The sequence below is a fragment of the Pseudomonas sp. 5P_3.1_Bac2 genome, assembly GCF_025465995.1.
Classification (GTDB): domain Bacteria; phylum Pseudomonadota; class Gammaproteobacteria; order Pseudomonadales; family Pseudomonadaceae; genus Aquipseudomonas.
In genome coordinates, this window is record NZ_JANLNY010000006.1 from 512,923 (window position 1) to 525,338 (window position 12,416).

Annotated in this window: 9 protein-coding genes; 6 read left to right on the forward strand and 3 right to left on the reverse strand. The window is 60.6% G+C overall.

Features of this window, described 5'->3' with window-relative positions; all coding sequences use genetic code 11:
- Positions 1 to 32: 32 nt before the first annotated feature.
- Positions 33 to 389 carry a DUF1937 family protein gene (locus tag NTD81_RS06725; protein ID WP_262180791.1) on the forward strand — a complete coding sequence of 119 codons (357 nt, stop codon included), beginning with the start codon at positions 33 to 35 and terminating at the stop codon, positions 387 to 389.
- 312 nt (positions 390 to 701) lie between these two features.
- Here NTD81_RS06725 and NTD81_RS06730 read toward each other — a convergent pair whose 3' ends face one another.
- The gene (locus NTD81_RS06730; RefSeq protein ID WP_262180793.1) at positions 702 to 2,051 is read right to left on the reverse strand and encodes an MFS transporter; all 1,350 of its coding nucleotides are present in this window, start codon (positions 2,049 to 2,051) and stop codon (positions 702 to 704) included.
- Positions 2,052 to 2,396: 345 nt separating this feature from the next.
- On the opposite strand from NTD81_RS06730, the gene pqqF reads away from it, so the two are divergent.
- From pqqF to nahK, 5 genes are all read left to right on the forward strand, one after another.
- Positions 2,397 to 4,886: a pyrroloquinoline quinone biosynthesis protein PqqF gene (pqqF, locus tag NTD81_RS06735; protein ID WP_262180795.1), complete on the forward strand. Its 2,490-nt coding sequence runs from the start codon at positions 2,397 to 2,399 to the stop codon at positions 4,884 to 4,886.
- 574 nt (positions 4,887 to 5,460) lie between these two features.
- Positions 5,461 to 6,642, forward strand: coding sequence for a porin (locus NTD81_RS06740; protein WP_262180797.1), 1,182 nt, complete (start codon positions 5,461 to 5,463; stop codon positions 6,640 to 6,642).
- 159 nt (positions 6,643 to 6,801) lie between these two features.
- Positions 6,802 to 7,194 carry a hypothetical protein gene (locus NTD81_RS06745; protein ID WP_262180799.1) on the forward strand — a complete coding sequence of 131 codons (393 nt, stop codon included), beginning with the start codon at positions 6,802 to 6,804 and terminating at the stop codon, positions 7,192 to 7,194.
- Positions 7,195 to 7,291: 97 nt separating this feature from the next.
- Entirely contained in the window at positions 7,292 to 8,446 is a 1,155-nt protein-coding gene (nosP, locus tag NTD81_RS06750; protein WP_410017119.1) for a nitric oxide-sensing protein NosP, read from the forward strand.
- Entirely contained in the window at positions 8,385 to 11,024 is a 2,640-nt protein-coding gene (nahK, locus tag NTD81_RS06755; RefSeq protein WP_262180802.1) for a hybrid sensor histidine kinase/response regulator NahK/ErcS', read from the forward strand. The genes nosP and nahK overlap by 62 nt, the downstream gene beginning before the upstream one ends.
- A gap of 75 nt (positions 11,025 to 11,099) precedes the next feature.
- Here nahK and NTD81_RS06760 read toward each other — a convergent pair whose 3' ends face one another.
- Positions 11,100 to 11,765 carry a response regulator transcription factor gene (locus NTD81_RS06760; RefSeq protein WP_262180804.1) on the reverse strand — a complete coding sequence of 222 codons (666 nt, stop codon included), beginning with the start codon at positions 11,763 to 11,765 and terminating at the stop codon, positions 11,100 to 11,102.
- Positions 11,766 to 11,860: 95 nt separating this feature from the next.
- Positions 11,861 to 12,364, reverse strand: coding sequence for a PQQ-dependent catabolism-associated CXXCW motif protein (locus NTD81_RS06765; protein ID WP_262182065.1), 504 nt, complete (start codon positions 12,362 to 12,364; stop codon positions 11,861 to 11,863).
- Positions 12,365 to 12,416: the final 52 nt, after the last annotated feature.

The window sequence follows — 12,416 nt, forward strand, 5'->3', positions numbered from 1 at the left end:
TGGCCCCCACCTGCCAAGTACCTGAGGATTTTATGCGTAAGATTTTTCTCGCCTGCCCCTACAGCCACACGGACGCCAAGGTGATTCACGAGCGCTTTATCAAGTGCAACGAAGTCGCCGCGACCATCATCGAGTCGGGCCATTGTGTGTTCAGTCAGGTGTCCATGTCGCACCCGATCAACCTGGCCTTTGAAGGCAAAGACAGCGCCGCCATTGGCAAGCTGTGGGGCCCGGTGGATGCGGTGTTTATGCAGGCCATGGAGGAGCTGATCATCCTCGACCTGCCGGGCTGGGACCTGAGTTCGGGGATCAAGCGCGAGATCGAATGCTTCAAGAACCTGGGGCGCAACGTCAGTCTGTGGTCTGAAGTGGCTGAGCAGTTTAACTAATCCGTGTGAGGCTCTTGCCCTCGGGCAAGAGTTTAAAGTGGTTGCTTTAACCCCCTCTAGTTCTTTGCGGAGCTGGAGGTTTTTTTTGCCTGCGAGTCAGTACTGAGCGGCAGTGGTGCGGGGCCAGCAAAGCGCAGGCAGAGGAGTAGGCCCGCACAGCTAAGCGGGCAATGCCAAGAGTTATTGGTGCTGCGGTTATAGCGCAGATAGGTTTGAGCCTTAGCTCGGGCAGCGCCTCGGTTAATTGCCCAAGCGGTCGCTCGCTTGGGCAAGGCTTGGGCAGCGCAATTAAGGCTGCGCTGCCCAGATGCTTTAGGTGGCGTCAGCGTGGCTGACCAGGCCTTTGATCAACACCCCAGCCGTGGCTACGGCGGCCGGCACCAGCAAAGCCGTCAGCACTTGCTCAAAGTTCCAGCCCAGGCCCAGCAGGGTGGCGCCAATCCACGCACCAAGCACCGCGCCAAAGCGGCCAATGCCAAGCATCCATGACACCCCGGTTGCGCGGCTCTGGGTCGGATAGAAGCGTGCGGCGAGGGACGGCATCGCCGATTGCGCGCCGTTGATGCACATACCGGCCATCAGCACCAAGGTCGCCAGCAGGGCCATATTGCCCAGGCTTTGCCCAACCAAGTAGGCCAGCACGCCGGCCAGCAGGTAGAAAATGCCGATGACTTTATGTGGATTGAAGCGGTCCATGGCCCAGCCTAAACCGACGGCGCTGAGCACGCCGCCAAATTGGAACATGGCGCCGATCAACGCGGCGCTTTCCATGCTGGCGCCGTTATCGCGCATCAGGGTCGGCAGCCAGCTGGTCAGCAGATAGACGATGACCAGCCCCATAAAGTAGGTCAGCCACAGCAGCAGGGTGCCGGCGCCGTAGGTCTTGGAGAAAATGCTGCGCAGTACGTTGCTGCTGGTCGCGGTGTTCTGCTCGGGCAGGCTGAAGCCGCTGCACGCCGCGACCGCAGCCGGGCCAATGGGGCTAAGCAGCTGGCGGATTTTCTCCACGGCCTTGTTATGCACCACCATGTAGCGCGCCGACTCTGGCAGCCACAGGATCAAAGCCAAAGCCAGCAGTAGCGGCAGGACACCGCCCAAGACCAGCAAGCTGTGCCAGCCGTAACTCGGGATCAGCGAGGCTGAAATCAGACCGCCCGAGGCCATGCCCAGGTTAAAGCCGCAGAACATGCTGGTCACCAGCAGCGACTTGAGACGCTCCGGGGTGTATTCGGAGAGCAGGGTGGTAGCGCTGGGCATCCCGGCGCCTAGGCCCAGGCCGGTTAAAAAGCGCAGTACCAGGAGTTGATCAAGGCTGCTGCTAAAGGCCGAAGCCAGGCTAAACAGACCGAAGATAAACACCGCACTGACCAGCACCAGCTTGCGCCCGAATTTATCGGCCAGGGGGCCAGAGCCCAAGGCGCCGAAGATCATCCCGACCAATGCCGCGCTCATCACCGGGCCTAAGCTGGCGCGGTCAATGCCCCAATCCTGGCTCAGGGCCGGGGCGATAAAGCCCATGGCCGCAGTGTCGAGACCGTCGATAAATACGATCAAAAAGCACAGTAAGACGATGCGCCACTGGTAGCGGCTTAGCGGCTGTTCATTGATAAACGCTTGCACATCGAGGGTGCTGGATGGGCGCGCAGAGGCAGGGCTGTTCATGGACCATTCCTAGTCATAGGGCACCCCGTGGCGGTGGCCGCCACGGGTCAGGCTGGGCGTTAGCCGGGCTGATGCGTACAGCGGCACCAGGAGCAACGCCCGTTATTGTTATGGCCGGGCCACAGCGCTAGGCGTTATGGCTTGGCCAGCACAGCTTAACGAGGCGTATGCCGTTTGCCGCAGGCAGTGGCCGATGATCGAACATATCTGCTGGTTTAACCCCAGACCTTCGGCGCATTGCCGCCACAGGCCGGGCTGAATGGGCCAGTTCCTCCCAAAGAACTATTGCCATGCGCGGGGCGCGCCTTGATCCTCAGCGGGATTAATCTGCCTGGGCCTTGTGCCATGTCTATAGCCACTGCCAGTACCACGGCCCCCGATCTGCAAGCCACCCGGCGCTTGGCCAATGGCGTGCGGCTGCAGGTGCAAAGCCAGCCCTGGCTGAGCAGCGCGGCCATCTGTGTGCGGGTCAATGCCGGCAGCCATGATGAGCCCCTGGCCTATCCTGGCTTGGCGCATTTTCTTGAGCATCTGCTGTTTTTAGACTGCGCCGAGTTCACCGGCGAACAACGTTTGTTGCCTTTTATCCAAGCCTGCGGCGGCCAGGTGAATGCCACCACCCAGGCGCGTTATACGGAATATTTTTGCCAGTTGCCGCCGTTGCACTTAGCCGCAGGCTTAGCGCGCTTATTGGCGATGTTGGCCCAGCCGGGTTTAAGCACGGCAGAGCAACTGCGCGAGCGTGAGGTGCTGCATGCGGAGTTTCTTGCCCGCAGTCAGGACCGCGAAACCTTGCTGCTGACTGCCCTTGGCCAAGCCTTGCCCAAGGGGCATCGCGGCGCCGATTTTGTCGCCGGCAATAAACCCAGTCTGCCGGTGCCAGAGTTGCCGTTTCAGCAGGCGCTCCACGAGTTTCATCGGCGCTTCTATAGCGCGGCTAACTGCCAGCTGAGCCTGATCGGCCCGCAACCCTTGGCAGAGTTACTGCACTTAGCGCAACAGCATGCCGCTGTCTTGCCCGGGGCCACGCTTGCTCGCGCGGTAGCGGTGAAGGGCGCGTTGTTGCCGCTGCGCTTTAACCAGGCACGCATTAGCTTGCCTGGCGCTTGCCAGGGCCTCCATGTGGGGCTGGCGCTGGAGCTTGAACAAAGCCAGGCGGATGCCGCTTGGCAGTGCCTACATGACTGGCTGCTGGCAGACGGCGCGGGTTGTTGGGCGTCATTGGCTGGGCAGGGCGCCGGCGCGCAATTGCACAGTCTGTATAGCCATCAAGGTCAGCAATTGTGGCTGCTGAGTTTGCCCCAAGCCCATGAGCCGGGTCGGGTGTTGGCTGCGCTGCAGAAGTGGGCCGGGATTATGGCCCAGCGTGCGGACTTGCCCCAGCTATTGGCCGAGCAGCAAGCGGCGCGCGCTTATCAGTTGGCCAGCCGCTCGCCCTTGGCCCTGGCACGGCTGGCCGCGCAGCAGTTAAGTGGCGAGGGCCAGCCTTGCGCTTTGGCCACGCTACAGCTGTTGTTAAAGCAGTTGCAGTGCGCCAGTCGCACACTCTGTTTACGTGAAACAGAAGGCGCGGCGCTTTGGCCCAATGCGGGTTTTCCCCTGCATATGCAGGTTGAGCCGCGCGCGCCGCTGCCTGCCATTGCGTTGCCAGCCATTGCTCCGCCAGACATTGCGCTGACTGAACCGCCGCGCCTGGGCAATCCCCTGTTAACGGCGCAGCCCTCGCTAAGATTGCCCTGTAGCGCGCAGCTGCGCTGGCTGTCGGCACCCGCTCAGGAACACTGCAGACCGTTGGCGCAGGCCATCTGGTACGGGCGCTGGCGTTTTGCGCAAAGCCTTTGCGCCCGTGCGCTTAAGCAGTTGGCCGAGGCCTGTTGCGCGGGGCTGATGCAACAGGCCGGGCAGTTGGGTATCAGCCTGCAAATCGGCGCTGAGGCGGGCTGTTTACTGCTGCGCATTGACGGTGCCCGGCAACTTTTGCCGTCTGTTATCAGCCAGCTGATGCAAGCCTTGTACGCACCCAGCAGCGAACATTGGCAAGCGCCGCAACAAGCGGCAGCGGCGGCCAGCGGCATGCCGATTCGCCATTTGCTCAAGCACATTGAGTTACTGCTGGCGGTGAATCAGGGGGTTGATTTTGAGCGGCAGAGCTGGCCAATGTTATTGAGCACCCTGCAGGTGGAAGGCTTAGGCATTGGCTTTGATAGCGCCGCGCAGGAGCAGATCAGCGCTCTGTTTCAGGTGGGCAAACCTGCTCCAGCGGCACCGCTCACACCGCTACAGGCGGGCGTGCATTGGCGTCATCTGGCGGCCAGCGGCGAAGCCGCCGTGCTGTTGTTTTGCCCGCAGCCCAGCGCCAGTGCTGTCGACGAAGCGGCGTGGCGGTTACTGGCGCAGCTGCAGCAAAACGCCTTCTATCAACGTATGCGCAGCGAGCTGCAACTGGGCTATGCGGTGTTTTGTCAGTACCGGCAGATCAGCGGCCAGCGTGGCCTGTTGTTTGGCTTGCAGGCGCCGCAGCTGAGCAGCAGCGAGATCCTTGCGCAGATCCAGCTGTTTTTACAGCAGCGCAGCCTGTGGTTGGCGCAGTTGCCGGCCAGCGCGCTGGAGGCTGCCCGCGATTCTTTAAGCCAGCAATGGCGCGAGCAGGCACAAAGCTTGGATGGCCTCATCGAGCAGCACTGGCAAGCCCACCTGGCCGGACTCCCGGCGGAGCACGACACGGCGGTTCAGCAGCAGATCCTGTCCTTGCCGGCCAGCACCCTGCTCGCGGCGCAGCACGGCCTATGCCAGGCCCAGGCCGGTTGGTATGTGCTGAGCAATCAAGCTGTTTAAGGATGGCTGGATCGGCGGCCAAGATCCGCAGCTGTCAGCTGTTTCGGCGGCTTTAGCCGGGCGAATTTAAGCGCTCACACATGCCGATTATTGGGGCTGAAATCCAGGCCGCGTGATGAGCTTTAGAGGCTAGGCAAGCGACCCGTTTCCCGCTTCGGGTGGCTTGGCATACGCGCAGCCGTCATGGGCTATTTCGCGCGCCACCACGCCCAGGCTGGCAGGCACTGAGTCTGCAAGGGCCAAGCCGCCCAATCACTCACTCATTTCTTTGGGCTTCACCCCGGCGCTTGTCTGGGGTTGATCGACTGTGGGCGGCTTACGGCTGGGCCCATGGGCGCTGCTTAGCCAATCAGGCTGAGCTGGGACTAATCCTTCTACGACTTTGGGTGGCACACCTTATGGCCTGCGCCGGTTGGAGGGGCAGTCGTATAGCCCTTGGTGGGCCATCCCCAGGCCGCTCCAAAGCAGCAGTAAAGCAGGGCTATGGCAGCGTTTAGGGGGCAGGAGGGCTTTTCGATAATCCGCTGCGCACCGACTGACCTTTGGCGGTCCGTCCTATCCAACGGAGAGTGTTATGAATAACAACAAAGCCAGCACCCGTTTTCTGCCTCTGGCCTTAACCGCTGCCGTCGCCCTGGTGAGCGCCCAACAAGCGGCTGCCGAGATTGTCCTCTACGATAAGGACGACACCACCTTTTCCACCGATGGTTATATCAACGCCTTCTACGTCAACAGCGACGTGGACCGTGATGGTGAGCAATACGACCGGCGCCAGTCGCGGGTCAAGATGGGTTTCCTGCCCAACTGGATCGGCTTTAACTTCAATAAGCAGCTGGATGACTTGAAGGTCAGTGGCCGCTCCTCGTTCTGGGTCACCATCAACGACGGTGAGCAAAACGGCACCAGCACGGACATCGATGTGCGTCAGTTCTACGGCACCGTATCTTCGCCTGAGTGGGGGGAAGTGCTGGTCGGTAAAGACTTCGGCCTGTTCGCCCGTTCCAACATCATGCTTGATGAGTTGTTGGCCGGTTACGGCAACGTCAGCGATGTGCTTGGCCTGGTCGATGGCGGCGGTGTGTCGTTCGGCAATATCGGCACCGGTTATCCCTATCCGTTCCCTAGCTCGCAGATCACCTATCGCAACAACAACCTGGTTGAAGGTCTGCGTGTCGCGGTGGGTATTCTCGATCCGGTCGACACCAACGACCACAGCACCCTGGGCAAGTCCTACCAGGACCAGCCGCGCTATGAGACTGAGGTCAGCTACCAGTTTGAAGTCGGCGGTGCGGCGATTTACTCCTGGGTCAACGCCATGCACCAAAGCTCGGAAAACACCGACAGCAGCGTCGCGACCATTGATTCCAGCGGCGTGGGTTACGGTGTGCAGGCCAAAATGGGCGGCCTTTCGGTGACGGCTTCGGGCTTCCAGGCCGAGGGCATCAACCCGTTCTTCGTCAACAACCTGGGCGAGCCGAGCCTGCGTGAAATCGACAGCACCGGCTACCTGCTGCAAAGCTCCTACACCTTCGGCAAAAACCGCGTAGCGCTGTCTTTCGGTAAGACCGAAGACGACGGTAACGGTCTGGGCCATGCCGCCGACTACGAGACCCGTGGCGTGGCGTACTTTCGCACGATCAATGACAACCTGAAGTTGGTCGCCGAGTACAACCAGTACGAAATCAGCGCCACCCAAGACAGCGCGTTGTCGGAAGACACCAATACCTTCGCCGTCGGTGCCGTCGTCAGCTGGTAAGCCAATGTCCTGCGGGCAGTTAATCCTGCCCGCTTGCTGGAGGTGCTGATGAACGCAGAAGCTTTATTGATCCTCTCGCCGTTGAGCAGCGTGGTATTGGCGTTGCCCTATTTGCTGCGTGGCTACCTTATTCGCTCGTGATCGAGCCCTGGAGCTGAGATGTTAGGTATCTGGTCCGAATATGCTCAGATGTACCTGCTGATCCTCACCCTGAGCACCACCTTGGTGTTCGCTTTACCGCTGTTTCTGGTGCCCATGCTGTGGTCGCGGCTGATGCTCTGGCAGGTGCCTGCAGAAACGGATTTAGCGGTGTATCTGGGGCGCTGCTTAGGCGCCTTTATCCTGATCGTCGAAGCCCTGATGCTGCGTGCCAGTCTGACGGGCGAGGCGTTGCACACCACCTTCGAAGTACTCGCGGCAGTCGCTGTGATGATGATTGGGGTGCATATCTACGGCGCCTTGCGGCGTATCCAACCGCTGACGGAAACCTTGGAAATTGGCTTCTACAGCGCGTTACTGGCCCTCACTTTGCTGTGCTGGCCCGCTACTTAGGAAGTAGGGCGGCGCTACTCAAGTGGCATGGGGGCGCCGCCAGCCGCTGAGTAAAATGTCTGGCCTCAATAGCACGGTTTTTGGGATGGGGCGGGCGATGCCGCATATGCCGATGGACGATGTAATCACTGCCACCTCCAGCGCCACCGAGGTGGAGCTGGTGGCACAGGAGCTGGCGCGGCAACTGATTCATCCGCACCTGGGTTTTGTGTTGTTTTTCTGCTCGGCAGAATACGACCTCAACTCCCTGGGGGAGGCGCTGGATCAATACTTTGGCGGGGTGAGTCTGGTCGGCTGCACCAGTGCCGGGGAAATCACCGCCCAGGGCTATGGCCGTGGCTGTGTCAGCGCCATGGGCTTTGATCACCGCAGCTTCTCGATTGCCAGCGCGCTGATCGATGAGATGGAGCGTTTTAGCCTGATCGACGCCCAGCAGTTGGTGGAGCGTTTGGTCAGCGACTGCCGTAGCAACGAACTGGCCTCCATCAAGGGCCACAGCTTCGCCCTGACCTTGCTCGATGGCTTATCCAGCCGTGAAGAAGTGGTGCTCGGCGCGCTGAGCGCGGCCTTTGGCAGCATCCCCCATTTTGGCGGCTCAGCCGGCGACGATAACCGCTTAAACCAAACCCATGTGTACTACGGCGGCGCCTTCCATAAGGGCGCGGCGGTGGTGGTGTTGTTCAACACCTGGCTGGATTTTGAGGTGTTCAGCAGCCATCACTTAGTGCCCCTCGGCGACAAGCTGGTGGTGACCCGCGCCGACAGCACCAGCCGGCGGGTTTATGAATTGAACGCGGCGCCCGCTGCGCAGGAATACGCGCAGTTGGTCGGCGTGAGCCTGGCTGAACTCAATCACCAGTTGTTTGCCGCCCATCCCTTGGCCGTGCGCATTGGTGAGCAGTACTACGTGCGTTCGATCCAGCGGGTTAATCCTGATCTGAGCCTGAGTTTTTACTGCGCCGTGGAGAATGGCATTGTCCTCACCGCCATGCGCCCCGGCACCTTGCTGGCCGATATGCGCCAGCTGTTTGCCGGCTTGCAAGAGCGTCTCGGGCCGTTGCTGCTGACCATCGGCTGCGATTGTTTTTTAAGGCGTCTGGAGATCGAGGCTAACCAGCAGGTTGCTGAGGTTTCGCAAGTGCTGCGCGAGCAGCATGTCATTGGTTTTAACACCTACGGGGAGCAGTTCAATGGCATGCACATCAACCAGACCTTCACCGGAGTTGCCATTGGCCGACCCGCACGGGGCTGAGCTGCTGGCACTGCAAACACGTTGCGCGCAGCTGGAGCAACACAACCGCAAGCTTAAGCAGATCAATGCGGCGCTGATCGAGCGGGTGGAGTCGGTCCACAGCCGTGGCGATGACGCCTACGCGGCGTTCCAGCATTCCGTGGTGCTGGCCGAGCAGGTGCGGGAGCGTACCGATGCGTTGAACCAGGCCATGGCCGAGCTGAAGTCGAGCAATCAGTTGCTTAGTGACGCGAGGCTGCGGGCGGAAACCGCGCACCAGCATTTGATCGATGCCATCGAAAGTATCTCGGATGGCTTTGTGCTGTTTGATCGCGACAAACGCATCGTGCTGTTTAACAGCCGCTTTAAGTCGTTCTGGTCCGGCACCCGGGCGCGGATCACGGCAGGCACCCGCTTAGCTGAGATCAAGCGCTTAAGCCGCACCACGGGTTTAGTGGTGGAAGAGCAGCGCAGCGGGCGCGACGACAATATTCTGTTTCGCCTGCAAGACGGCCGCTGGGTGCAGGTCAGCGAACGACCGACCCGCGAGGGCGGTCTGGTGATCCTCTATACCGACATCACCGAGGTCAAACTCAACGAAACCATGCGCCGCGAACAGGCCCTGGCGCAGAAGTCGCGGCTGTTGCAGCGGGCCATGGATAACCTGTCGCAAGGCATGGCCATGGTCAACGCCGACGGCCAGCTGGAGTTATGGAACCACCGTTTTCTCGACCTCTGCGGGCTGGCGCCAATAAGCGCGCACCGCGAGTTTGCCGAGGTGATGGCGGAAAGCGAGCTGCAACTGCTCACCCCCGCATCACGGGACGAGCAGGGCCGGCCGATCAAAGAATTAGAGCTGTGTTTATTCGATGGCCGCATGCTCGAGGTGCGTACCCATCCGCTGCCCACGGGGGGCTTCGTCAACACCTTTACCGACATCACCGAGCGCCACCGGCATGCCGAGGCGTTAAGCGAGAGTGAGCGTTGGATTCGCCTGATCACCGACCATGTGCCGGCGTTGATCGCCTATTTAAGCGCGGACTTGGTCTATCAGTTCACCAACAAAGTCTACGAGGAATGGTATCGCTGGCCCCGTGGCGCGATGCTCGGCCAGAGCCTGCGTGAAGTCCACAGCGAGGAGCATTGGCGGCGCCTGGAGCCGTTTGTCGAACGCGCTCTGTCCGGCGAAAGCGTGACCTTCGAGGTGGCCGAGAACAACCACAAGGGCCAGGAGCGCTACATGCTGCGCTCCTACGTGCCCAATCGCGTGGCCAGCGGCGAGGTGGTCGGCATCTTTGTGCTGATCCGCGATATCACCGAGCGACGGCGCACCGCTGAGGCGCTGCATCAGGCCTATCAGCACCTGGAGCAACGGGTGCGCGAACGCACCATCGAGCTGACCGAACTGAACAGCCAACTGCGCCGCGAAATCGATGAGCGCAGCCAGGTCGAAGCGCGCCTGCGTGAGGCCAAGAGCGAGGCCGAACAGGCCAACCTGTCCAAGACTAAATTCCTCGCTGCCGTTAGCCACGATCTGCTGCAACCACTCAACGCCGCGCGCCTGTTTACCAGCGCGCTGCTGGAAAAACCGCAGCAGTGCGACAGCCCAGCCTTGGTGCGCAATATCAGTAACTCCCTGGAAGACGTAGAGAACCTGCTCGGCACCCTGGTGGATATTTCCAAGCTGGATGCCGGGGTGATCAAGCCGGATATCGCGCCTTTTGCCGTCAGCGAGTTGCTGGAAAACCTCGCCATTGAATACCGTCAGGTGGCTTTAAGCGAAGGTCTGCATCTGGACTTTGTGGCCAGCAGCGCCTTGGTGCGCAGCGACGTGCAGTTGCTCGCCCGGATTTTGCGCAACCTGCTGAGCAATGCCATCCGCTACACCCCCAGCGGGCGCATTTTGCTTGGCTGTCGGCGTCGGCGGCAGAGCTTATCCATCGAGGTGTGGGACACCGGCATGGGCATCGCGCAAGACAAGCTCAGCGAGATTTTCCAAGAGTTCAAGCGCGGCGATGTGCAGCACCACAAGCCGGATCGCGGCTTAGGTTTGGGCCTGGCCATCGTCGATAAAATTGCGCGCATGCTAGGCCATCGCATCAGTGTGTCGTCCCGCCAAGGCCATGGCTCGGTGTTTGCCGTGGAAGTGCCACTGACCACCCGCGCGCCACGGGCCAAGCTGGTGTTGGATACCCCCGATGCGCTGGTGGAACGCCTGCGCGGCTCAAGGATTTGGGTGCTGGATAACGACGCGGCCATCTGCGCGGGCATGCGTACCTTGCTCGAGGCCTGGGGCTGTCAGGTGGTCACCGCGCGTTCCGAGGAAGACTTGGCGCGGCAGGTGGACAACTTCCACGCCGAGGCCGATTTGCTGATCGCCGACTATCACCTGGATGACGATAAAAATGGCGTCGATGCCGTGGCGCAAATCAATGCCCGGCGCAGTTCGCCGCTGCCGGCGCTGATGATCACCGCCAATTACAGTAATGAGCTGAAGCAGCAAATGCGTCAGTTAGGCCATACCCTGATGCATAAACCGGTGCGGCCAATGAAGCTGAAAACCGCCATCAGCCATTTGCTGGAGCGGGCTCACGGCTAGCGTTGCTGCGCTGTGTGGCTGGAGAACCTTAGGCCCTGGCACTCCTTGCCATGGGTTAAGGGGTGGGCGAGGGGCCTAGCGGCGCAGGTAGGCGGCGAAGTCGATATCGCCGGCGCTGAGGATGGCTTGCACGCGGTTGTGCACATTGAGCTTGCGTAAAATCGCCGAGACGTGGGCCTTCACCGTGGTTTCGGCAATATCCAGGCTGTAGGCGATTTGCTTGTTCGACTCGCCCTTGGTCATGCGCTCCAGCACCAATAATTGCTTGCGGGTCAGGGCTTGCAACAGCTCCGGGGGGAAGCTGTGGTGGTCGTTGTGGTGGCGCTGCGAGCCGCTTTTCTGGGTGCGGATAATATCCGGTGGCAGGTACACATTGCCGTTGAGAATCTGTTCGATGGCCTCGGTCATCTGCTGGCGTGGCGACGACTTGGTGATAAAGCCGACGGCGCCATAGGTGATGGCCTGCAGCACGATTTGCTTGTCCTGCTCGGCGGAGACAATCACCACGGGGATGGTCGGTGCCTCGTTACGCAGGTTGATCAAGCCGTTGAGGCCATGCATGCCGGGCATGTTCAGGTCGAGCAGAATCAGATCGAGATCATCGTGCTCTTGGGTCAGTGCCAGGGCGCTATCCAGATCAGCGGTTTGGCTGATCTCGCTGCCCGGAAAACCATCAGCAATCACGTTGCAAATGGCTTCGCGAAACAGCGGATGGTCGTCGGCAATTAAAATCTTGTACATGGCCTGCCCCTCATTGTTGTTATGGCATAGGTGTGTGCGGCATGGGTGCAACAGGGCTCAGTGCGTCAGTTGGGTAAGCCGGCGCCGGTGAGTCATCAATCTCGTGTCAGTGGCTCGGGTTGAGCCGTTACCAAGGGCAGGCCGGCCTGTTGCCAGGCGTCGATGCCATCGCGATACCAGTACAGCTGGCTGTAGCCCAGAGCATGGGCGCGTTTCACCGCATTCCAACCCAGCCAACAGTCGGAGCGGCAATAAAACACCAGGGGCCAGGCTTTATTGCCCTGGCTTAAGCGGCTTAGGTTGTCGGCAAAATAGTCCTGCCAGATGGCGCTCAGCTCACCATCGCCGGTGTTGGCCAGCCAGTGGCTGCCCGGTAAATTCTGGTGGATTTGGTCTTCGATAAACTGCCCGTGCAGCCATTGCCGGCGGTAGACATCAATCAACTGCACCTGCGCTTGCTGCTTGAGTAACTGTTGTAAGGCCGGCGTATCGAGGGTGATGGCCACCTCGCTGCTGGGCGGCGTGGGGCTGCGGTAATGGCTGGCACGGTAGCCCTCAGCCGTGAACAGCTCAGGTGTCGCCCAGCTCGGCGCAGCCATGAACAGACTGGCAATAACGGTTAGGCCGAGGCCTTGGCAGAACTGCATCACC

Excerpts from the sequence above, each read along its gene's own strand:
- NTD81_RS06725 (WP_262180791.1), top strand. The coding sequence starts at position 33 with ATGCGTAAGATTTTTCTCGCCTGCCCCTACAGCCACACGGACGCCAAG.
- nosP (WP_410017119.1), top strand. The coding sequence starts at position 7,292 with ATGCCGCATATGCCGATGGACGATGTAATCACTGCCACCTCCAGCGCC.
- NTD81_RS06730 (WP_262180793.1), bottom strand. The coding sequence starts at position 2,051 with ATGAACAGCCCTGCCTCTGCGCGCCCATCCAGCACCCTCGATGTGCAA.
- NTD81_RS06760 (WP_262180804.1), bottom strand. The coding sequence starts at position 11,765 with ATGTACAAGATTTTAATTGCCGACGACCATCCGCTGTTTCGCGAAGCC.
- NTD81_RS06740 (WP_262180797.1), top strand. The coding sequence starts at position 5,461 with ATGAATAACAACAAAGCCAGCACCCGTTTTCTGCCTCTGGCCTTAACC.
- NTD81_RS06745 (WP_262180799.1), top strand. The coding sequence starts at position 6,802 with ATGTTAGGTATCTGGTCCGAATATGCTCAGATGTACCTGCTGATCCTC.
- nahK (WP_262180802.1), top strand. The coding sequence starts at position 8,385 with ATGGCATGCACATCAACCAGACCTTCACCGGAGTTGCCATTGGCCGAC.
- pqqF (WP_262180795.1), top strand. The coding sequence starts at position 2,397 with ATGTCTATAGCCACTGCCAGTACCACGGCCCCCGATCTGCAAGCCACC.
- NTD81_RS06765 (WP_262182065.1), bottom strand. The coding sequence starts at position 12,364 with ATGGCTGCGCCGAGCTGGGCGACACCTGAGCTGTTCACGGCTGAGGGC.